Here is a 22,588-nt window from a genome sequence, read left to right as displayed (position 1 = left end):
ATAAAAGAATTTTTATTCTATTATTAACATATATTATCAATATATCTAATAACAATAATTTATTTTTATTTAAAAATACATGTTAATTAAACTCTTATGGAATTTTAAATCTATTAGGAGGAAAATTATGAAAGATTATAGAAAAGCTAATCTAGTAGGGTCTGATTTAAGAAAAATGGATTTTAATAATATTGATTTCAGACGTGCTAATTTAAGCAATGCTAACTTAGCAAAAATCAATATAGAAAATTGTGATTTTACATGTGCTAATCTTAAAGGTGCAAATTTGCAGGGGTCTGATCTAAAAGGTGTTAATTTTCGTGGAGCAGATATGAGTTACTGCAATCTTAAAAATGTGAATCTTGATGGAGCAGATCTATCTGGAACTAAACTATATAATGCTAAATTAGATGGTTCAAGCTTAAATAAAACATATATTAGAGGAACAGACATTAGAGGAGTAAACTTTGATAATGTCGATACAAAGAATGCCATTATAAAACTTGTATATGATGGAAATTATAAAAGAACAAGAAGCTTATAGTATATCAAATAACTAATAATCAACTTTTACTAATAACTAATAGCTAAACTATCAAATAATAGCTAAAATATTTAAAATAATCAAAAATAATCATGAAATGGATTGGTAATATGTTTGGGAGATTTAAAAAGAAAGAAAAAATATCTGATGAAAATATGATTGAATTGGATATTGAAGAACCTGTTGATTGTCTTTGTGATTTTACATATAATTTTTATTGGAATCATAAAGGAGAAAAAATGGGTTTAACCGATAAAATCCCCAACAACGATTATACTTTCCAAGACCTTGTTGAACATTTGAAAAAAGGAAATTCTATAAAGATAAATGGAGATGTAGGCCATAGACTTTGTTCAAGTATGGGTGTTGATTTAGTATATTTTGGTGGAACTGGATCTGCAATTTCAGTCGGTAATGTATTCATAAATGGGAATGTAGCTAGTAGAATGGGAATAAGTATTAGAAAAGGAAATATTTATGTTAATGGGAAGATTAAAGATCCAATTGGAAATTTAGTTGAAATTGAGTCTGATATTAAAGGATATAGAAAATTTATTTCAGTTACAGAGCTATTAATGGATGAACCTAAAAATATTAAATTGATAGGTGCAAATATCTCTGGTAAAAAGCTTGAAATTAGTGATGGGTTAATAAGAGATACTTTAGGTGCTAGATTAGATAAAAATTTTGAAATTATCTTAGCTGGAGATGCTGATCTTTCAACAGGAATTTTAATGAAAAATGGAATTGTTAGGATTAATGGGAATGCTGGAAACAATACAGCTGCTCTTTTAAATGGAGGAACTGTTATAATAAATGGAAATTGTGATGATTTTACAGCAGTTGAAATGAAAAAAGGCATTGTTATTGTTAATGGAGATGCTGGAAAATTTTTAGGTCCTAAAAAAGTTTCTGGAAAAATATATTGTAAAAAAGGAAGTCCAATACATCCAATAAAAAAACAAAAATTAGACATTGAAGATAAGAAGATTCTGCAAGAATATAAATTTAATCCAAACGGGTTTTTTAAATTTGATTAAATAAAGTGAAATTATCATGAATTTAATCTTAAAAGTTAATTTTTTTTAAGTATGTCTTAATATATCTATATAAAATTAAAATAACAATTTGTAATAATAACAAAATTTATATAGATAAAAATACATACTAATATCGATATTTTAATATTATATATTTAAGACCATATATTTTCTTAAAAATTATTTTAATTAAATTTTAAAAAATTAAAATACTTTATCAAATCTGAAAATGTATAGTTAATAAAAAATAGTATTAATCATGAATAAATAATAAATAAAGAAACTATAATTAAATAAATCATAGTTAATAGATTATAAATAAAGAATATTTTATAATAAAAGGTATTTAAATGATTTCAAACACATGGAAACTTAAAATAAGATTATTTTTAGCTGTAGCCCTATTAATGGGTTTAATATATGCTATCGTAATATTAATAGCGACATTTCTAGGTTATGGTGGTAATTACACATTATTTGCAATAATGGGATTCGCAATAATATTTATACAATATTTAATAAGCCCTTCAATTGTTGAAAAAACGATGGGGGTAAAATATGTTACAGAACAACAAGCCCCAGAATTACACCAAATGGTTAGTGAATTAGCTATGAATGCAGGAATTCCAAAACCTAAAATCGGAGTTTCTGAAACAAATATTCCGAATGCATTTGCTTTTGGAAGAACTAAAAGAGATGGAAGGGTTTGTGTTACAAGAGGAATTCTTAATACATTAAACAAGGATGAACTAAAAGCCGTTCTTGGACATGAGTTATCCCATATTAAACATAATGATATGGCTGTTACAACCTTAGTAAGTGCAGTTCCACTTATATGTTATTATATTGCTCTTTCATTTATATTTAGTGGAGACAGTAGGAATGGTGGAGGTATTTTAATCGGAGTTTTAGCTATTGCTGCTTACTTCATAGGTCAATTAATTGTTTTATTCATATCAAGAACTAGAGAATATTATGCAGATCAGGGAAGTATTGAAATTGGTGGAAAACCAGATAAATTAGCTTCAGCTTTATATAAACTTGTTTATGGTGCTGCAAAATCTCCTAAAGAAGAAGTTAAAGATATTCAAGGAGTAAAAGCATTCTTTTTAAATGATATATCAAATGCTAGAGATGATATAGAACAATTATCTCAACTAGATCTAAATAGAGATGGTGAAATATCTGAAATTGAGTTAGCTCAATTAAAAAGTAAAAATGTTAATATAAAAACTAGTGATAAAGTTATGGAATTGTTTTCAACCCATCCAAATATGTTAAAAAGAATAGAAAGATTAGCTGAGTATAGCTAATCAATATTTAATTTTTAATTCTTTAATTTTTTAATTAATTAGTTTTTAATAATTAATTTTAGTTAATTTTTAGTTAATTTTAGTTAATTAGTTTTTTAATATTTAATTATTCAATTTTCTTTGTTTTTTGTATTTTTTTGTTTTTAATTTTATCTTTTAAGTAATTATTGCTACTAATATACCTATTATCATTAATAATTTTTCTTTAATCTACTTATAAATAAACAGATTATTAGTAAATACCTGCATTAATATCTTTAGCTGTATTATAAGCATCATAAATAGCATATACCCATAAAATTACTGCTATGACAGGCGGAATTATAAGGAAGAATAAAGCTATACATATATATGATACAACTAATAGAATTAATCCTTTAGCAATTTCTCCATTATATATTTGACCTAAACCAATAATTAAGAATGATAAAACAGCTGCTAAACCAGGACTTTTCTCATCTTTAACTATTATTTTTGTTTGTTCATAAGTACTTTCATTGTTTTTTTCAAAATCATTTACACTTTCAGAATTAACTTTAGTTCCACAATCAGAACAAAAGTCACTTCCTTCTTCTAATTTTTTCCCGCATTCTGGACAATAACTATCCATTTTTTCACCTTTTTATATTTTTATAAAATATAAAGTTAAGATATGATAAAATTAAGAAATAATAATATTAATAATAATTATTAACTAGTAATACTTAATAATAATTAGTATTAGTTAGTAATAATTAATAATAATTAGTATTAATTAGTAATAGTTAATAATTAATAATAAGAATTTTTACAAGTTATAAACTTCTTTAGATGGAACTATATTAACATTATTATTTTCTAAAACATTTATAAGGATATCTAAATCTTTAGATTGAAGTAATAATATAGCCTTTTCTGTTTTTTCATGAGTAAAAGCGTAAATATATTCCAAATTAATATTATTTTCATTCAATAATTTTAAAACATTAGCAAGTCCTCCAGGAGTATCATCTAACTCAACTCCAACCACATCAATAATTTTTACAATAAAATCATTTTCTTCAAGTATTTTTTTTGCTTTTTCTGGATCATGAACAATAATTCTTAAAATTCCAAAATCAGAAGTATCTGCTAATGATAATGCTCTGATATTTATCCCACCATTAGCTAGAGCATCTAATGCATTCCATAATCTTCCTTCTTTATTTTCTAAAAATATTGATAATTGACTAATTTTCATTATATCCCTCACATTATTACTAACAAATTTTTAATCATATCCCTATATAAACTAATTTTCAATTATATCCTCATATCATTATTAAGATAAAGCTATTTAATACAAATTTTATTTAATGCAAATCTCTTTTATCTATTACCCTAACAGCTTTTCCTTCACTTCTAGGAATACTTTTAGGTTCAACAAGTGAAACTTTAACCCTTAGACCAATTTCATTTTCAATATAATCTTCAATCTTCTTTTTTATATTAATCATTTCTTTTACTTCATCAAAAAATATATCTGGAGATGCTTCAACCTTAACCTCAATTTCATCCATTAAATGAGGTCTATTCACAATAATCTGATAATGAGGTTCTATACTATCAATTTTAAGTAATGCCTTCTCAATTTGAGATGGAAAGATAGCTACACCTTTAACTTTAATCATATCATCAGATCTACCAGTTATTCTATCCATTTTTACAAAAGTCCTAGTACATTCACATTTGTCATAATGAAGAGATGTAATATCCTTTGTTCTAAAACGAATAATAGGCATTCCCTCTCTTTCTAAATTTGTTAAAACTAATTCTCCTTTTTTTCCTTCTTCTAATTGTTTTCCAGTGTTAGGATCTATAATCTCTGGTAAAAAGTAATCTTCAGAAATATGTAATCCATTTTGAGAGCTACATTCAACAGCTATTCCTGGTCCCATTAACTCAGTTAGCCCATAAATATTAAATGCTGGAGCATTAAAATCATTTTCAATTTTTTTTCTCATTTCTTCAGTCCACATCTCAGCTCCAAATCCAATAGCTTTTAATCCAACAGATTTTGGATCAATTCCCTCTTCTTTTGCTACTTCAGCAAGATATAAACCATAAGAAGGAGTGAATATCAATGTAGTAGTTCCAAAATCTTTCATAATTTCAATTTGTCTTCTTGTTTGACCAGTAGAAATTGGAACAACTATTGATCCGATTTTTTGAGCACCATAATGAACTCCAAAGCCTCCAGTAAAAAGACCATAACCATGAGTATTTTGAATAATATCCTCTTCATGAATACCCATCATATTAAGACCTCTTGCCATAATTTCACTCCAATTATCCAGATCTTTTCTTGTATAACCTGAAACAACAGGTTTTCCAGTGGTTCCAGAGGAGCTATGAACTTCCACTATTTCTTTTGGAGGTACTGCAAACATACCAAATGGATAACCCTCTCTAAGATCATCTTTAGTAGTGAAAGGAAGTTTGTTAATGTCTTCAAGAGTTTCAATATCTTCAGGAAATACTCCTAATTTTGTATATTTTTTATTATAATATGGTACATTTTCATAAGCTTTTTTAACAATCTTTTGTAGCTTCTTTAGTTGAATTTCTCTTAATTCCTCTCTAGACATACATTCTGCTTCTTCATTCCATATCATATTATTTACCTTTCCTTATTTACCTTACCTTCAAAGATTTTAATAAAATAAATTAATATTAATTAATTATAATAAATTTTAATAATATTATAAATATAATAGATATTAAAAATATTATCTAATATTACAAGTATTAAAACGATCCAATCTATTAAAACTATTAAAAATATTAAATAATAAGTATTAATAGCTATAATAACTATTAATAATTACAATAATTAATACTGTACTAATTAATAACTCTAGTAACTCTAATAACTATAATAACTATAATAACTATTAATCAATAAACATGATATTTATAAATAAATATTAGTTTTTATTTTTATTATATGAATAATCTTTATTATATAACTCTTTATATATAATTTCTATTTTTATATTATACCTTGTTAAAAATTAAAAATAGTTTATAAATTTAATTTATAATTTTTCTAGATATTCTAAACTCTTTAGAACAGATTCTTTATCATTTACTTCAATTACATATATACCATCATAATTATTTTCCTCAAAGTTTTTAATCACTGCCTTAAAATCGATTGATCCTTCACCTAAAGCATAGTGCATATCATGATCATGATTATTATCAGATAAATGTACATGTTTAATTGAATCAAAATACATATCATTTTCTAAAAAACCATTAACACCAGCATGACCAACATCAAGAGTCATTCCTATATCTAAATTAATTAACAGTTTATTAAGCTCATTAATATCTTTATAAAGAAAATCATCAATATTTGGCATATTTTCAACAGCTATATTAACTCCCAAATCTTTAGCATAATTTTCACAAGTTATAAGTGACTCACGACACTTAACTAAAACTTTATCAATATAGCCACGTGCTAAAAAAGGAACAGAACCAGGATGAACAACAACAATATTACTATCAAGACTATTAGCTAAATCTATAGATTTTCCAACTTCATTTATAGAAGCCATTTGAATAGATTTGTTCAAAGAGGCAATGTTCAAATCAATAATAGGAGAATGAATCGTATAATGAAAATTAAATGAATTTAATAAATCAACATCAATATTAGAATTTGGATACTCTTGTAATATTTCAACATAATCAATATCCAACTCTTCTAAAAATTTTAAGTTTTCATATAATTCATTATTATTAATAGCTAATGTTGATACTCCTATTTTCATTTTATCACACAAATTATTTTAATTCTTCTTGCTATTTATCAGATTTTATTATATAATTTTATTTAAAATATTTCATAATAATTTATAATATACTCTAATTATAATAATGTTTAAAAGATTAATATAATTTATTATTTGTAATTTGACTTTAAAACATATCTTATTTTAATAAAATTAATATATAAAAATATCAAAATAATTGTTCATAAAAAAGAATAAAATAAGAAATATCAATAAATAATAACTAAATAAAAATAGACATTCTAATAGCTAATAATAGTAATTAAAAAGAATAACTAATAAAATAGGAAAAAACATTGTAATTAATGTTTAATTATAATTAATGTTTAGATTATTTCATAATAAGATCCTTTAAAACAAGACTGACAAATAGGCTTACCATTAATTAATGAATGCTTATTATCTAAAACAACTTCATCACAAACAGAACATCTTTTTTTAATTGTTGGCATGCCAGGCAAATTATTTTCATCAAAAAAGACTTTAACATCTTCGATTTTAAATAATTCATTAGCAGGTGTGTTTTTATACCTCTCAATTCTTTCATCTATAGTTTCACCAGTATTAACACTTGAACTTGCATCAACATCAGTTAATCTAATAGCTTCATCAGTTTCCTTATTATAAAAAGTAACTGCAAATTTTCCATAGTCTATTAGTTTAACAGACTTAGTTCCAGTTGAACCTTGTGTAATAGCTTGAACCGCATCATAAACACAACGATCAATTTCAACAATAGCTATTAATTCAGGATTTTTTTCATTAAAATTGAGATTAAGTTCTTCAATTGCATAAATTGTCATTTTAGTTCCTGTTAAAACTCCACCGCATATTTCTCCATGAAAATTTTTAGCTTTCTCTAATTGTTCATTAAAAATATTATTCATTATATTACCTCCATATTTATTTAAAAGAAATATCAAAAAATATAATATTAGAAAGATGAAATTAAAAAGATTATTAAAAATATATATTAAAAATATACTAATAGAATATAATATTATAGATATAATATTATAATTATAATATTATAAATATAGTATTATAAATATAGTATTAAAATTATAAGTATCAAAAAAGATTATATAAAACAATTATATAAAAATCTTGAAATACTTAAAAAATAGTTTCATATTACTCAACCATTATTAGCTTCCCCGTGTTTGGATCTTTGTAAACTTTACCCATTTCCACATATCCTTCACCAGAGCTATTAGATGAGTTTATATTATCATCTATTTCTTTTCCTTGTTTTACTTCAGAAACACTTTTTATTTTCTCCATAGTTGATTCTTTTTCTTCAGGAGTCATATCAGCATTAAAAACAACAGATTGCATATTCCATGACATTACAAGAAAAACTAATAAACCTACAGATATCACAAGCATTGCATCAACAAGATTAGTTGTACCTGCCATTGGATCCTCTTCAGTTCTTGAAGACCTCCTATTTTTTTTGGACCTAACCATAAAAACCACAAATAACTTTTATAAATCAAATAACTCATAAATTTATTGAAAGTATTAATTTTGATAATTTTTTTTCATAAAATCAAGTACTGCATCTGAAAGTGCATCTAAATTAGATAAGTAATCATCATACCATCTTTTTCTTATTTTAGATACAAAATAACCTACTGCACCTGCACCAATACCAACGACAGTTGTATCAAAAGCAACAATAATTGCATTAGCAAGGCCAGTGACATCACCACTACCTAAAGCTGCAAGTCCTGGACCCATAGGAATTAAAGTTCCCATCAAACCTAAAGTTGGACCAATACGAGCCATAATATCAGTTTTTTCAAGAATTTTATCTATTAAATTCTCTTCATTCTCAATCAATTTCCTAGCTAAAGCTTCGCGAGATTCTTTAGATAAATCTTCAGAAGATATTAAATCTAATAAATCCTCTTTTTGCTTTTCAGGAATTTCTGAAGAATTAATAGCACTTTTGGCAACTTCAGCATTTTCAGCTAAAGAAATATCATGAATTAAATTTTTCATAACTGAAACTGGAACCTTCTTTCTAGAACTATACTCAGAAATAAGACTACCAATTGTAATAACTGCATAAACAACAAATACTAACAAAAGAATAATAACAGGAATCAGCAAACTTTGAGAAATCACATTTAAAGTTGAAGTTAAAATTCCACTTCCAGGAATACTTAAAACCATTTAACCACCTAATAATTTAAAAACATCAAAAATATTTATTTTTAGTTTTAATTTTAAATTTATATTTATATTTATATTTAGAAAATAATCAACCACAGACAACCAATAAAATATAATCAATAAGATATAACCAACAGAATATAACCAACAAGATATTTTTAACAAGATATAACCAATAATATATACTTATTTTGAATACATCCATTATTTAGAATATCAATTATTTAAAAAACTATTTTTCTTAGAGAAGAACACTCCAATAATCATTAATATTATTATTACAGGAATTAAGTATATTATAAGGTTTGCATCAATTAAACTAATGGGTTTCATAATTTTTTTGAATCCATCAATTAAATTTGGAAGCAATAACGCAGCAAGCAAAAAATAAATTCCTAAAAAAAGCATGAAATTTCCAAGAATAACTGGATAAGGTTTTTTAATCAATTTAACAATTATATTTGCAAAGAAATATGATAATATAATTACTAATGCTAAAATTACAGCTATTATGGGACTTAATTCACCAATAGACAATCCTAATATCGGAGCAACAAATATAGCAGTTATAGTGATAGATAAAAAACAACAAGGAGATGGTGCAATTACAGCAAGGGCAGATGTTGTTGAAGTGTTGCATTTATGAACTTTCCATTCTCTTATAGTTATTAAACCAGCTAAAATCATTATTATAGACATAGCTATAAATATAGGAGTATTATACGATATAACAAAATTTGTAAATTGGCTTGAATAAATCGATGCAATTTGAGTAGTGATATAGATACCAACACCATAAATAGATATAAGTAACAATATTGCTTTCTTTGAAAGGTTAGCCATAGAGGAACCTAAACCAATTTTAACACCAAAGACTATAATTGCTGCTATCACACCTGCTTGCCATAAAATATCCATTGGATTCATACTTTTACCTATAATTAAGTTCTTAATTAGATATATTTTAGTCATACATGTTCTAATCAGATATAATTTAATCTGATATATTTTATTCACATATTTCTAATCAGATATAATTTAATCTAACAATTTAATAATTTCAATAATAATCATAATTCTTATAAAATTCTTAATTCTTAAAACTATTAATTCTCATAAAAATTAATTCATATAAACAATTAATTTCTACAACATTCTTATTTATACAATCCATAAATATAAATGTTATCATGACGACATTATTTTTTAAAAAATTAACTTGATTTAAAATTATTAATTTATAATTAAAAAATTTAATTAGAGTAAAAAACTTTAAAAATTCTTATAATCTTTCAATTTTATTTATATTATAATAAGTTGAATCAGTGCAAATTTAAAAGAAATAATAATCGATAATAAATAGTATTCTATTAAAAATAAAAAATAAAAATATAATATAAAATATGATTAATATTCATAGAAATAGTATATAGTAGTAATAATTATAAAATAATAATAAATATAAGATGGAAATAAGCAGAAAATAGTAATAAATAGAATATGTTAATAAATAGAAGATAGTAAAAACTGTTAAATATAATTTAATACATATCTCCTATTTATCTTCATATTTATCTTCCAATTTATATTTCAATGTATATTTCCATATATAATATTAGTATTCTAATATTATTATTTAACAACTTTTACAGATTTGGTTTGTGATTTGCCGTTTGTTGTTACTTTTACTTTTTGTGTTCCAGTTTTTGTTGCTTTGACTTTCATTTTTAAAGTTATTGATTTTTTAGCAGGAACTTTTTTGACTGTCCATGTTTGGCTTTTTTTGTTGTATGATGCATAGCTACTTTTACTTACTGTTGCTACTTTTAATCCTTTGGTGGTTGCTATTTTACTATTGAATGTACTGGAGTTATCTAATCCAGTGTTTTTAATTGTAGTTGTTACATAGAAATATTTATTTCTCTTTACTTTACTTGCACTGAATGCATTACTACTAGATACTTTAATATCTTTATCTACAGTTAATGTAGTTTTAGTTCCATTAAGATCAACCCAATTGTTACCTTTGTTCAAGTTATCATTATAGGTTGCACTAATAGTATTAGCAAAAGTTCCAGATTTTGAAGGTTTTGCATAGAAAACTAAAATAGCATCATTATCATTAGATAATGAATCAATAGTCCATACACCATTAGAAAAGTTACCTTTAGTTACAATTACAGAATTTGCACTTACTCCACTAGGTAAAATATTAGAGATAGTTATATTGCTTCCAGAAGCATTTCCAGTATTAGATACTTTAACAGTATATTTTACAGTCTGCCCATTAGTTATAGAAGCCTTTTCATAAGAAGAATCTATAGAAATTTTTGCAGGAGTTTGAGAACTATCAGAATAAGTTCCATCAACATTAGAATTAGAAGTTGCAGTATTTGCAGTTACTAAGTTATATCCAAAGTTAGGAGAGGTTGATTTTGAAGTGTAAGTGAAATTATTGTCAGTTAAAGTTATATTACGGTAGCTACTAGCTAATAAAATACCAATAATCCCATTTTTCATAGTATTATTTTGAATTAAAACATCATATGCCCCATAAACAGTAATAGCACTTAAAGTAGTATTAATTATTGTGTTATTTGCAAATATATGTCCACCAGAATGCATAGTGTAGATACCTTCACTTGCATTGGTTATTGTATTATTAGAAACTACTGTATTTGAACTGCTTCCATGCCTTACATCTATACCATGCCTTCCAACATTAGATATTGTATTATTATTAATTATAGCTGAACCAGAACCAAAATTGATTATACCAGTATCTGCCATATTAGTAACAACATTATTATAAACTGACATTGTAGTTGCACCAGTACTCATTGCTAAAAATACACCCCATGCAGAGTTATTAAGAGTATTATCATGAATACTTATATTATTAGTATTACGTAATGCATAAATTAATGCGTTTTTTGAAGTTGCAGAAGAATTATCTAAATAGTCAAATCCAGGCATACTAGTAATGTTTAAACCGTGAATATCACTATTATTAGACCCATTTACAAAATAAAATGCTGCTGCTCTATCAATAGCATATTTAGAAATATCACCTGTGTCCAATGTTGAATTATCAACTATGGCCTTTATGAGAGCGTTTGAACTAGCAGTTATGGTTATAGTCTTATTAATAATTAAACCTATATTTTCAAATACTCCCTCATTAAAAAACAAAGTATCTCCATCTGACATTCCATTTATAATATCTTGTATCTCATTATTTGAATTGGTAGAATTTACATCATAAATAGTTGCAGCAGAAGAAGTATTAATGCTTAAAGCTATTCCACCAATAACCAATAAGACAAAAAATATAAAAGCTATGCTTTTATTAGAATCATCTTTACTCTTTAATTTAATATTATTCACATCCTTAATATTATAATAAATATAAATTGTATTTTATAACCACAAAACAATAATGCATACAATGACATATAAATAATGAATATAGACATATAATTAATGAATATAGATATATTAAATAAATATAAATAAAGTATTTAATTAAATAGACTTAAATAAACTATTTGATTAGATAAATTTAATATTATATAAATTCCATATAAGATAAATCTGATATATTGATATAAGATAAATCTGATATAAAATAGAATATATAACTATAGTTATGTTGAGTATTATAAATACTAAAAATTTTCAAACAATATTAAATAATAAATATATAATAAAAATATTAATAAAATATGACTGGATTCCATATCATATTTACATATAATTTATTTATATAATTTATAGCCATATATACTAGATTTATCTACATTAATAGTTTTAATAATTAATTCTGAATAAAATTCATTAATTATAATATTAATATACACAAATTATACAAATATCGTTATGTAATTATATAATAATCGATTTGGTATACATTATATTTAAATATTACTATTATAATATATTTTAAATAAAAGTAATCTTTTAATCATATAAGATAAATAATTACAATTACAGCTTAAAAACAAATAAATATATAAATTACAATCTAATAATATTTAAAAAATACAAAAAATAAAAATAATAATTTAAAATAGTAAAAAAAGAATAAAGCAGCTTAAAATGTTAAAATAAAAGATATTAAGTGATATATATCAACATAAATTAAACGATATGTAGAAATATATTAAAAAATAATTATTATTTTTGACAAGGCAAAAATCTATATATTAGATTAAATTGAATTTATATGATTATAAAGAATTAATATAATGCAATATTCAGTTAATTTTCATTATATTAATTTAAGATAATGAAAATTTAAAATAATAAAAATTGGACTGTTTAAATGGATAAATTTAAAAAAATAAAAAAAAATAGAATTAAATATCTATGCTTATCGATTTTATTTATTATTTCTATTTTTATTTTTATTTCTCCCAGCTACTCTGCAACGATAAAAGTTGAGCATAATGCAACAAATCAGGAAATACAAAGCTTGATTGATTCAGCCAAATCTGGAGACATAATTCAATTTAAAAATTCAACTTACAATGAAATATCACTAATAATAAACAAAAAATTAACTTTAAAAGGAAATGGAACTACAATCATCACAAATAATTCAAAAGAGAATAATGGAAATGCAAATATTGGAAATAACACTTTTGGATTTTATTTTACAAAAAGTGCTTTAGGTAGTCAATTAATAGGATTTAATATAATTAGTAACTCTGACTATGCTGTGATAGTTAATTCCTCATCACTGACTATGACTTCAAATATCATTATTGGAGGTCAAAAAGGAGGAGTATTATTCAATAATAGTAAAGATTCCAAAATAAACAACAATAATATATCTAATTCAAAAGGTTATGGAATAAATATTATAAACTCCAAGAATATTAACATCACATCAAGTAATATAAAAAATAATAATGATTCAGGAATATTAATATATAAATCTTTATATGTTTCAATTTTTAATAGTGCAATATTCAATAATCTAAAACATGGAATTGAATTAATACATTCAAACAATACAAAAATAGTTAAAAATAAAATTGAAAATAATTATGATGGAATATTTTTATCAAACACAAAATTAGCTAATATAACCGATAATCTAATTAATAATAATAAAAGAAATGGAATAAATCTTAATGATAGAACTGAAAAAAGTTATATTATAAATAATACTATTTCTAAAAATGCTAATGGAATTCAATTAAATGGTAAATCGATTAATGATATAATAAAATTTAATCTTATTAAAGAGCAAAAACAAACAGCTGATACAGATGTAGATATGTTTGAAACAGGAAATGGAATTGTAATAGGAGATAATTATGATCCTTCTTCAAGTTTTACTATAGAATATAATTCTATTTTAAATAATGAAAATTTTGGTATTAAAAATAAGCCACAATTTGATGAAGTAAGTGTTGGAGCTAATTATTTTGGAGATAGTGGAAACCATATATGTCCAAGAATACTTGCTTCTATTTTAACAGCGAAATTATCTGCTTCTGGTGAATTACATCTGTTTGATGGTAAAAAACAAACAGGTTATATTATTGGTGCTGATCAAAGAATCTATTCTGCTAAAAAAATAGGAACACCATCAAAACCTCCAAATACAAGTTCTAATAATACTAATAGTAATATTAATACTAATACTGATTCTGGTTCAAATGGAAACTTAAATAATGCTTCCATTCAAAATGGAACTAACAATGCTAAAACACAAAGTAATAATAACCCTAAAAAAACAAATACAACCACTAATCAATATTCAGTTGGAGACAGTGGAAAACCATTATTAAGTAAAGTATATGAAGTAATATCCAATCAAATTGCAAAAGCTATGGGAGAAAATTCTATACTTCCTTATTTAGTTCTTATTATAATAGCAGGAATATTTGGTTTAGGCTATTTAAAAAAGAGAAAAATATAATGAATAATTAATATAAAATATAGTGAATGATTTTATAATCAAAATTTAGAATAATATCTAAAAATAATTATCCAAACAAATAATTATCTAATAAATAATTATCTAATAAATAATTAATAAAATTTAAAAAGCTAATAAAAAAGTTAATAAAAAATACTATAGATAATTATCTAAAAGTTCCTATAATAGGAACATCCATATCAATAGCATCTAAAAGTATTTCAGTAATTTCAAGACCCTGTTTCAACCTAACAAGTCCTTTTTTACCAACAGTAGCTGTAAAAAGATATTCCCCATTAACAGAAACATCAAACTCCTCACCAATGTTCTCATAACCAATATCAAGATTTAAATGTTTTTTAGATATTTCATAAGGAATTTCAAACTCTTCACTAAACTTTTTAGATTTAGTTTTATTATCATTTTTATCATCATAATCTTTTAAAGATTCAATAGGCTCAACACCAATACTAATTCCTACTTTTCTTTCAAGATCATCGATTCTTTTTCCTTTTTTACCAATTATTTTTGGAATAAACTTTTCATTTACAAAAATTTTTATTCTATCATTAGAAACAAGTTCAGCTTGAACAGTAGCTTTTGGAACTATCTTTTTAACAGCACGAATAACTTCCTTTTCAACAATCTTATCTACAGCTGATTTAGAATCACTACTCTTTGAATCCTCTTGAACTAGATCAACATCCATAACAATAGTCTGCTCACCATAAGTATAAATCTCATTTTTTAAATCCCCATTTTCAAAATCACGAACTTCAATAACAGGTCTTGCAAGATCAGCCTCCTGCATACCAGAAGGAACTTTTACAGTAAGATTAGTTTCATAAATAGCTTTAATCTCACCATCTTCAATATAAATAGTAGTATCAACAACAGAAGGAATAATTCCCAGCTCTACTCTTGCCGCAATCCTTTGAATAGCATCGATTGGGCGAGTAGCATGAACAACACCAATCATTCCAACACCAGCTAATCTCATATCAGCAAAAATATTAAAATCATGATTCTTTCTAAGTTCATCATAAATAGTAAAATCAGGCCGTACAAGTAAAAGAATATCTGCTGTTTTTTCCATATCTCCATCTAAAGGTGCATATTGGGTTATCTCATCTCCAACCTGAAGATCACGAGGAGATTCCATAGTCTTAACAATCTTATTCATATCTTCAGAGAAAAATTTAGCTACAGCCTGGGCAAATGTACTTTTACCTGCACCAGGAGAACCAGAAATAAGAATACCGTTAGCAGTGCTTTTAAGTCTATCAATCAATTTTTCAGAAAGCTTATAACTTTCAAGAGAAACCTCAGCTACAGGACGAACAGCTGTAATCTCCATTCCTTCAGAAAAAGGAGGTTTAGCTATTGAAATCCTATATTCTCTTGATTGAACAACTGTAGCTCCCTCTTCATCAAGCTCAAGGTAAGTCTTAAAATCATGACGAGCTTTTTCAATTATGTCTTCAGCAAGCTTATTAAGATAATCATAAGAAATAAGTTTTGAATCAAGTTTTACAAGATTTATATTTCCAGGTTTTCCCTTTTTAGCCATAGGAGGAACATTTTCTTTAAGATGAACTGACATTGTATCATCATCAAAATATTTAGAAATTTTCAGTTCCTCATTTGATTTATCAACTTGTTCAACATAAATAACATTTATTCCTTGAGCTTTAGCTACCTCACTTTGAACTCTATCTGATGTGACTAAAATAGCTAATTCAGATTTTGCAACATCCCTTATAATTGCATCTATTTCACCAGTTTTAGAAAGAGAAATCTCATAATTATTAGGTCTTTTCCCAGTGAAACTAATAGCTATTTCACCATTATCAGCAAGATTTTGAAGTTTTTTTAACTCAGTTAATCCTTTTTTACCAATAAACTGACCCTTATTAGTTTGATATTCAAGTTCAGCTACAACAGCCTCAGGAACAATAATTTCAGGATAATTTAAATTATTTTTATCAATAATTTTACTAACTGCTCCTTCAATAACAGCACTAGTATCAGGAACAATCTTTTCAATATTCCCTTCGTCTTCTATTTCCAATTTTTCAAAATATTCCAATTAATAATCCCCTGTGTTTTTAATTTTAATTTATAAATGTATAAAATCTAAAAATGTATGAAATCTAAAAATGTATAAAATCTAAAAATACATAAATAAAATCTTTATTTATTCCCATATACATCTTCAGGATTAAATAATCTTTTAGAAATAATTTTTAAATCATCTTCATTTAGATCTTCTAAATCAGTTTTATTCTCATTTATTTTTTCAACATCAAACTCTCTAAAGAAGCATGAATAATACCCTTCATGACAAGCTGCACCAGTTTGCTCAACCTTTAACACAACAGCATCCATATCACAATCAGTGAAAATTTCTTTAACTTTTTGTGTATTTCCAGAACTTTCACCTTTTAACCATAGCTTATTTCTTGAAGTACTCCAATAATGAGCAACACCAGTTTTTAAAGTTTTTGTAAGTGCCTCTTTATTCATATAAGCTACCATTAAAACTTGAGAAGTTTCATAATCTTGAACAACAGCTATCACTAGTTTTTGTCCATTAACATCATGCTTAAAATTAATTTTAATAATTACAACCCCTATTTAATCAATATTCAATCAATATCTAATCAAATATATTATTATTTAAAAATTCTTTAATATTATCAATAGCTACTAATTCCTGATTTCCAGAAGCCATATCTTTTATAGTAACGCTATCTTTTTCTAAATCATTTTTTCCAACTAAAATAACATATTTAGCATTCAATTTATTAGCTGCATTAAGTAATTTCTTAAATTTCTTCCTTGAAAGGTCTATCTCAGTAGAAATACCGGAATTCCTAAGTTTTTGACCAATTTCAAAAGATTTTTCTCTTTGTTCATTAGATATAGGAACTACAAAAACATCAACGATAGATTCTTCTTCAAATTCATCTCCATTATCATTTTTATTGTTATTTTTATTCTTGATTTTATTCATATTTTTAGAATTATGTTCAATAGCATTCATTAACCTGTCAAAACCAAAAGCAAATCCAGTAGATTCAACTTGTTCTCCACCGAATAGCTCTACAAGATTATAACTACCTCCACCAGCTACTTGTTTTTGAGCTCCAAGTTCTGGAATGTAAATTTCAAAAACAATACCAGTATAATAATCTAAACCTCTAGCTATCCCAAGATTAAGCGTATAATTTGAAACATTGAAACTTTTTAATAAATTAATCAATTCTTTAAATTCATTAATAGAATCTTTTGTTTCTTCATAATCATTTAAAAGATCTTCAACATCAATTAAAACATCCTCATTTCCAACAAAATCAATAATTTTAATTAATATGTCTTTTAATATAGAATTTAAATTAGAATCTTCAACTAAATCTTTTTCTAATATTTCTTTTTCAAATAATTCTTTATCTCCTTTATCTATTAAAATCATGACCTGTTCTTGAATTTCATTATCAATTTTGAAATGTTTAAATAATCCTCTTACTATTCCAAGATGATTAATATGAATTTCAGCTGTATTAATTCCTAAATATTCAAGGGATTGTTCAGCCATTGCAATAGCTTCAGCTTCCCCTTCAGGAGACTTAGCACCTATTAATTCACATCCAAACTGCCAAAACTGGCGAAACCTACCTTTTTGAGGTCTTTCATACCTAAAACAACTTCCAAAATAATAAAGTTTTATTGGTTTAGCTGTTTTTTGAAGTTCATTAATGTATAATCTAGCTACTGGAGCTGTAATTTCAGGCCTAAGAGTTATTTCACGGTCAGATTTATCAGTGAAATTATAAAGTTGATCAACTATTTGTTCTCCAGATTTTGTGGTGAAGAGTTTTAAATCTTCAAATAAAGGAGTTTTTATTTCTTGATAAGCATAAGTTTCAAAGACTTTTCTTAATGTATTTTCACACTTTTTTCTTTCTCTCATTTCATCAAAAAGAAAGTCTCTTGTTCCACGAGGTCTTGTAAATTCCAATAATATTCCTCCAACTATAATGAAAAAGTAATTCTTAAATTTAAATTTTTAAAATTGAGTAAATTTTAATATTTAATACTAGTAAATGTTAATATTTAATACTAATAATATAACTAATTCTAATAATATAATTAATTCTAATAAAGTTAATTTTAATATTATAACTAGTTATAAATATTATATTTTAATAATTATTATTTTTTAGTAACTTAATTATTTATCTAAATATTAAATTATTTATTTATTAAAGTTTATATAATTATATGCTAAAAATCAAAGTTTATATTTAATGATTTACAAATATTTAACAGATTCCCTAAATATACAAAAAATAATTAAAAATTTTCAAACAAAAACAAAACAATAAAACAACACACAACACAAATAACAACAATAAACTAAAGTACAACATAATAACACTAAAACAAAACAATATAGAATTCTAATAATATTAAAATATTAAAAAATACAATGATGATAATAATAAGATAAAATAAAGTTCGGAGAGAGTGTTTAATTGATAAATGGAACCACAAAAGTTGTTGGAGTAATTGGAAATCCTGTTGGACATAGTTTTTCTCCAGCAATGTTTAATGCTGCATTTAAGTCTATGAATATGAACTATGTTTATGTTCCATTTAAAGTAGAAAAAGAAAATCTTAAATATGCTATTCGAGGAGCTAAAGCATTTGGTATTAAAGGAATTAATGTTACTATTCCTCATAAACAAAAAGTAATAAATGAACTTGATAAATTCAGTATAATGGCAAACTTAATTGGTGCAGTTAATACAATTGACTTTAAAAATGGAAAGTCAAAAGGTTATAATACTGATTGTGTTGGGGCTATTCGTGCTATTAAAGAAGTTTGTGACTTAAGAAATAAAAGTGTAGTGATAGTTGGAGCTGGAGGAGCTGCAAGAGCAATATCTTTCCAATTAGCTATTGAAGGAGTTAATAATATAAATATGATTAATAGAAGTCCTAAAAAAGCTAAATCACTTGCTTATGATATTAAAACTTTATTATCTGCAGATTTTACAGATAATTCAAAATTAGATGAAGTAACTATTGATTTTTCACATATTGATTTGAATTTTGAATATGGAAGCCTTGATGAACTTCCTAAAAGTATAGCTAATGCAGATATTTTAATCGATACAACCCCAGTAGGGATGCATCCAAATATAGATGATGAACCAATAGCTAAACATGAAGAAATGCATTCTGACCTTGTTGTAAATGATATTGTTTATAATCCTATTGAAACAAGTCTTTTAAAAGAAGCTAAAAAAGCAGGTGCAACATTAATCTATGGAACTAAAATGCTTTTATACCAGGGTGCAGAAAGCTTCAAAATATGGACTGGAAAAGAAGCTCCATTAGATGTTATGGAAAAAAGTATATTAGAATCTATAAAATAATCCTGTATAAATTTTACAATGAAAATACTAATAAAAATTATTTATTTTGTAAAATAATTAAACAATTCTATTAAGAAATTATTAAATAATGAATAAATATATAATAAATTTTAAATAAACTATAATTAATATATAAATATATTAAAAATAATTAAAATATCAAAATAAATTTTTTAAGGAAAAATAAAATGTCTTATAGAATCGCAGTAACAAGTGATGATGGAAAATATGTTAATCAACATTTTGGTCAAGCTACACATTTTTTACTTTTTGAAGTTGAAGATGATGGTAAATATGAATATCTAGGTTCAGTTAAAAATAACCCTACTTGTAGTAGTGATGAAAAAAATAAGTCAGAACAAGCTATTAGTCTTATAGATGATGTTAGTATTTTAATCACGCAAAATCTAGGGAAAAAACCCCTTGAAATATGTATGAAAAAAGGGATTAAGCCAGTAATATCCTACAAAGCTATTGATGATGCTTTAGATGAAGTAATAAATGATTATAAACTAAAATAACTATTTCAATAATATAATCTATTTTATATATTATTAGCATATTTAATTATTAGTCATTTGATGATTTTATGGATAAAGATAATATTAATAAAAAAGAAATTTTAAAACTACTTGGAATAATTGGTATAGACACTAGATATATTAGTTATACACCAAATATCATTTATATAAACGATCAAAGATTTGCTAAATTTTCTAAAAAGCGACAAGAAACTTTTAAAAAATATTATCCAGAAATAGAGATTATTAGTTCAGGTATTCTTAGAAAAATATGCATAAAATTCTCAGAAATCATAGCTAATGAAATATCACCTAAAAACAATGTTCTAATTTTAAAACCTAAAAATAAGGTGGATTATCTTTTAAAGATAGTTTTAGAACCTTATACACGGAAATATGGGATAAATATTATTGAATATGATATTGATGATATTGAGTCTTTTATTTCTAATTTAAACTCTGAAAAACCTTTTTCTCTAAATATTAATGAGTTAGAAAATACTCATGATTTAAAATTTATAAATAGAAAAAGAAATGAAGAAAAAAAGAAAAATATAAACTCTGATAATATAGTTATAATCGATTCTATTCTTACATCATTAACATTAGATGAAAAAGTTGAATCCATTTTATCAAGTTTTTTTAAAGGAAATGGAATTTCAATCTCTAATGGTAAAAATAATAGTAATACCCATAATAATATTAATAATAATACTTATAACAATATTAATAATAATGCTGATAATTGTAATACATTCAATAGTAATAAAAAAGGCAATAATAAACAAACCAAAGTTGTTTATCCATTTATAAATGTTCCAAATAATTGGATTGATACATTTTTAGACAGTTTAGATATTGAGTTAAATTCAAAACCTGAGATTTTAAATAAAAGTAAAGATGTATCCTACCCCGATAATGACAGCTCCATTAAAATTACTAAATCTTTCATGGAATTTATTGAAGAAATAATACCTCAATATAAATGGAACATCTTAAAATCGTCTAATTTCATAGAAGAAAAATTAAATGATATTAAGAATGATTAAAAAATAAATTGATTAAAAATGAATAAAAGATAAAAATAAGATAAAAAATAAAATAGATAAAAAATAAGATAAAAAAATTAAATTATATTATAATAACAACTAAAAAGTTAAATTATTATAATAATTTAAACTAAAAAGACAAATAATTAGTTATTCGCTTGTACTTGGAGTATAAACTCTAGTCCCAAATTCAGAATCAAGTAAAAACAAACCATTAGATGCTTCACTAGCAAATTTAACTTTACTCAAAGCATCACTTGCAGATTCTTCTTCTTCAACTTGTTCAGCTACAAACCATTGTAAAAAATTATTTGTTGAATGGTCTCTTTCTTCAATTGCTAAATCAACTAAATCATTAATCATGCCTGAAACTACTTTTTCATGAGATAAAACATGCTCAAACACATCAACAGGAGATTCCCAAGAAAATTGAGGTTTTTTTATCTCAGAAAGTGTAACTCTTGTTCCTCTTTGAACTAAGTAATCATAGAATTTCATTCCATGAGAAAGTTCTTCTTGAGCTTGAACTCTCATCCAGTTTGCAAAACCACTTAAATCTGTTTCTTCAAAATATGCAGCCATTGACAAGTATAAGTATCCAGAATACACTTCAGCATTAAGTTGTTTATTTAATGCTTCTTCCATTTTTGTACTTACCATAAAAACACCTCCTAAATTATTGTATTATAATTAAAAAAATTATAATGCTAGAGTATTAAATATAAAAGTATAAAAATTCATTA

Annotated in this window: 20 protein-coding genes; 7 read left to right on the top strand and 13 right to left on the bottom strand. The window is 24.5% G+C overall.

The window, feature by feature from the left end:
• Positions 1–127 precede the first annotated feature (127 nt).
• From MBBAR_RS09355 to MBBAR_RS09345, 3 genes are all read left to right on the top strand, one after another.
• Positions 128–544, top strand: coding sequence for a pentapeptide repeat-containing protein (locus MBBAR_RS09355; RefSeq protein ID WP_158082577.1), 417 nt, complete (start codon positions 128–130; stop codon positions 542–544).
• Positions 545–654: 110 nt separating this feature from the next.
• Positions 655–1,584 (top strand): hypothetical protein, encoded by a 930-nt coding sequence (locus MBBAR_RS09350; RefSeq protein WP_080461079.1) that lies wholly within the window; start codon positions 655–657, stop codon positions 1,582–1,584.
• A gap of 353 nt (positions 1,585–1,937) precedes the next feature.
• Entirely contained in the window at positions 1,938–2,897 is a 960-nt protein-coding gene (locus tag MBBAR_RS09345; protein ID WP_143746188.1) for a zinc metalloprotease HtpX, read from the top strand.
• Between the two features lie 232 nt (positions 2,898–3,129).
• Here MBBAR_RS09345 and MBBAR_RS09340 read toward each other — a convergent pair whose 3' ends face one another.
• From MBBAR_RS09340 to MBBAR_RS09300, 9 genes are all read right to left on the bottom strand, one after another.
• Positions 3,130–3,507: a zinc-ribbon domain-containing protein gene (locus tag MBBAR_RS09340; RefSeq protein WP_080461077.1), complete on the bottom strand. Its 378-nt coding sequence runs from the start codon at positions 3,505–3,507 to the stop codon at positions 3,130–3,132.
• A 177-nt stretch (positions 3,508–3,684) separates the two neighbouring features.
• Positions 3,685–4,116: an ACT domain-containing protein gene (locus tag MBBAR_RS09335; protein ID WP_080461076.1), complete on the bottom strand. Its 432-nt coding sequence runs from the start codon at positions 4,114–4,116 to the stop codon at positions 3,685–3,687.
• Between the two features lie 112 nt (positions 4,117–4,228).
• Positions 4,229–5,530 (bottom strand): phenylacetate--CoA ligase family protein, encoded by a 1,302-nt coding sequence (locus tag MBBAR_RS09330; protein WP_080461075.1) that lies wholly within the window; start codon positions 5,528–5,530, stop codon positions 4,229–4,231.
• A gap of 423 nt (positions 5,531–5,953) precedes the next feature.
• Positions 5,954–6,697: a sugar phosphate isomerase/epimerase family protein gene (locus MBBAR_RS09325; protein WP_080461074.1), complete on the bottom strand. Its 744-nt coding sequence runs from the start codon at positions 6,695–6,697 to the stop codon at positions 5,954–5,956.
• A 347-nt stretch (positions 6,698–7,044) separates the two neighbouring features.
• Positions 7,045–7,605 (bottom strand): FmdE family protein, encoded by a 561-nt coding sequence (locus tag MBBAR_RS09320; protein WP_080461073.1) that lies wholly within the window; start codon positions 7,603–7,605, stop codon positions 7,045–7,047.
• 247 nt (positions 7,606–7,852) lie between these two features.
• Positions 7,853–8,188 (bottom strand): DUF2149 domain-containing protein, encoded by a 336-nt coding sequence (locus MBBAR_RS09315; RefSeq protein WP_080461072.1) that lies wholly within the window; start codon positions 8,186–8,188, stop codon positions 7,853–7,855.
• A 54-nt stretch (positions 8,189–8,242) separates the two neighbouring features.
• Positions 8,243–8,899 (bottom strand): MotA/TolQ/ExbB proton channel family protein, encoded by a 657-nt coding sequence (locus MBBAR_RS09310; RefSeq protein WP_080461071.1) that lies wholly within the window; start codon positions 8,897–8,899, stop codon positions 8,243–8,245.
• 216 nt (positions 8,900–9,115) lie between these two features.
• Positions 9,116–9,826 (bottom strand): DUF2162 domain-containing protein, encoded by a 711-nt coding sequence (locus tag MBBAR_RS09305; protein WP_158082576.1) that lies wholly within the window; start codon positions 9,824–9,826, stop codon positions 9,116–9,118.
• 705 nt (positions 9,827–10,531) lie between these two features.
• A complete protein-coding gene (locus MBBAR_RS09300) occupies positions 10,532–12,286 on the bottom strand; it encodes a right-handed parallel beta-helix repeat-containing protein (protein WP_080461069.1) in 1,755 nt (584 codons plus the stop codon).
• A 937-nt stretch (positions 12,287–13,223) separates the two neighbouring features.
• On the opposite strand from MBBAR_RS09300, the gene MBBAR_RS09295 reads away from it, so the two are divergent.
• Positions 13,224–14,831, top strand: a complete 1,608-nt coding sequence (locus MBBAR_RS09295; RefSeq protein WP_080461068.1) for a right-handed parallel beta-helix repeat-containing protein — start codon at positions 13,224–13,226, stop codon at positions 14,829–14,831.
• A 166-nt stretch (positions 14,832–14,997) separates the two neighbouring features.
• Here the strand turns inward: MBBAR_RS09295 and MBBAR_RS09290 are convergent, their stop codons facing one another.
• The 3 genes from MBBAR_RS09290 to hisS all read right to left on the bottom strand — a co-directional run bounded on the left by MBBAR_RS09290 (position 14,998) and on the right by hisS (position 18,852).
• Entirely contained in the window at positions 14,998–16,878 is a 1,881-nt protein-coding gene (locus tag MBBAR_RS09290; RefSeq protein WP_080461093.1) for a PINc/VapC family ATPase, read from the bottom strand.
• Positions 16,879–17,024: 146 nt separating this feature from the next.
• Positions 17,025–17,453 (bottom strand): phosphoribosyl-AMP cyclohydrolase, encoded by a 429-nt coding sequence (gene hisI, locus MBBAR_RS09285; protein WP_080461067.1) that lies wholly within the window; start codon positions 17,451–17,453, stop codon positions 17,025–17,027.
• A gap of 37 nt (positions 17,454–17,490) precedes the next feature.
• Positions 17,491–18,852: a histidine--tRNA ligase gene (gene hisS, locus MBBAR_RS09280; RefSeq protein WP_080461066.1), complete on the bottom strand. Its 1,362-nt coding sequence runs from the start codon at positions 18,850–18,852 to the stop codon at positions 17,491–17,493.
• Positions 18,853–19,369: 517 nt separating this feature from the next.
• On the opposite strand from hisS, the gene aroE reads away from it, so the two are divergent.
• From aroE to MBBAR_RS09265, 3 genes are all read left to right on the top strand, one after another.
• A complete protein-coding gene (aroE, locus tag MBBAR_RS09275) occupies positions 19,370–20,275 on the top strand; it encodes a shikimate dehydrogenase (RefSeq protein ID WP_080461065.1) in 906 nt (301 codons plus the stop codon).
• A gap of 188 nt (positions 20,276–20,463) precedes the next feature.
• Positions 20,464–20,796, top strand: a complete 333-nt coding sequence (locus MBBAR_RS09270) for a NifB/NifX family molybdenum-iron cluster-binding protein (RefSeq protein ID WP_080461064.1) — start codon at positions 20,464–20,466, stop codon at positions 20,794–20,796.
• 68 nt (positions 20,797–20,864) lie between these two features.
• Positions 20,865–21,845, top strand: a complete 981-nt coding sequence (locus MBBAR_RS09265; protein WP_080461063.1) for a hypothetical protein — start codon at positions 20,865–20,867, stop codon at positions 21,843–21,845.
• Between the two features lie 150 nt (positions 21,846–21,995).
• Here the strand turns inward: MBBAR_RS09265 and MBBAR_RS09260 are convergent, their stop codons facing one another.
• Positions 21,996–22,505 carry a ferritin gene (locus MBBAR_RS09260; RefSeq protein ID WP_080461062.1) on the bottom strand — a complete coding sequence of 170 codons (510 nt, stop codon included), beginning with the start codon at positions 22,503–22,505 and terminating at the stop codon, positions 21,996–21,998.
• Positions 22,506–22,588: the final 83 nt, after the last annotated feature.

This window comes from Methanobrevibacter arboriphilus JCM 13429 = DSM 1125 (genome assembly GCF_002072215.1).
Classification (GTDB): domain Archaea; phylum Methanobacteriota; class Methanobacteria; order Methanobacteriales; family Methanobacteriaceae; genus Methanobinarius; species Methanobinarius arboriphilicus.
The sequence above is the reverse complement of the archived record's forward strand: the minus strand, read 5'-3'. Positions and strand labels throughout refer to the sequence as shown.

What these genes read in the sequence shown, in the direction of transcription:
- MBBAR_RS09270 (WP_080461064.1), top strand. Translation starts at nt 20,464, where the DNA reads ATGTCTTATAGAATCGCAGTAACAAGTGATGATGGAAAATATGTTAAT.
- MBBAR_RS09350 (WP_080461079.1), top strand. Translation starts at nt 655, where the DNA reads ATGTTTGGGAGATTTAAAAAGAAAGAAAAAATATCTGATGAAAATATG.
- MBBAR_RS09265 (WP_080461063.1), top strand. Translation starts at nt 20,865, where the DNA reads ATGGATAAAGATAATATTAATAAAAAAGAAATTTTAAAACTACTTGGA.
- MBBAR_RS09310 (WP_080461071.1), bottom strand. Translation starts at nt 8,899, where the DNA reads ATGGTTTTAAGTATTCCTGGAAGTGGAATTTTAACTTCAACTTTAAAT.
- MBBAR_RS09330 (WP_080461075.1), bottom strand. Translation starts at nt 5,530, where the DNA reads ATGATATGGAATGAAGAAGCAGAATGTATGTCTAGAGAGGAATTAAGA.
- MBBAR_RS09325 (WP_080461074.1), bottom strand. Translation starts at nt 6,697, where the DNA reads ATGAAAATAGGAGTATCAACATTAGCTATTAATAATAATGAATTATAT.
- MBBAR_RS09355 (WP_158082577.1), top strand. Translation starts at nt 128, where the DNA reads ATGAAAGATTATAGAAAAGCTAATCTAGTAGGGTCTGATTTAAGAAAA.
- MBBAR_RS09295 (WP_080461068.1), top strand. Translation starts at nt 13,224, where the DNA reads ATGGATAAATTTAAAAAAATAAAAAAAAATAGAATTAAATATCTATGC.
- MBBAR_RS09340 (WP_080461077.1), bottom strand. Translation starts at nt 3,507, where the DNA reads ATGGATAGTTATTGTCCAGAATGCGGGAAAAAATTAGAAGAAGGAAGT.
- MBBAR_RS09315 (WP_080461072.1), bottom strand. Translation starts at nt 8,188, where the DNA reads ATGGTTAGGTCCAAAAAAAATAGGAGGTCTTCAAGAACTGAAGAGGAT.
- MBBAR_RS09305 (WP_158082576.1), bottom strand. Translation starts at nt 9,826, where the DNA reads ATGAATCCAATGGATATTTTATGGCAAGCAGGTGTGATAGCAGCAATT.
- MBBAR_RS09335 (WP_080461076.1), bottom strand. Translation starts at nt 4,116, where the DNA reads ATGAAAATTAGTCAATTATCAATATTTTTAGAAAATAAAGAAGGAAGA.
- MBBAR_RS09320 (WP_080461073.1), bottom strand. Translation starts at nt 7,605, where the DNA reads ATGAATAATATTTTTAATGAACAATTAGAGAAAGCTAAAAATTTTCAT.
- MBBAR_RS09260 (WP_080461062.1), bottom strand. Translation starts at nt 22,505, where the DNA reads ATGGTAAGTACAAAAATGGAAGAAGCATTAAATAAACAACTTAATGCT.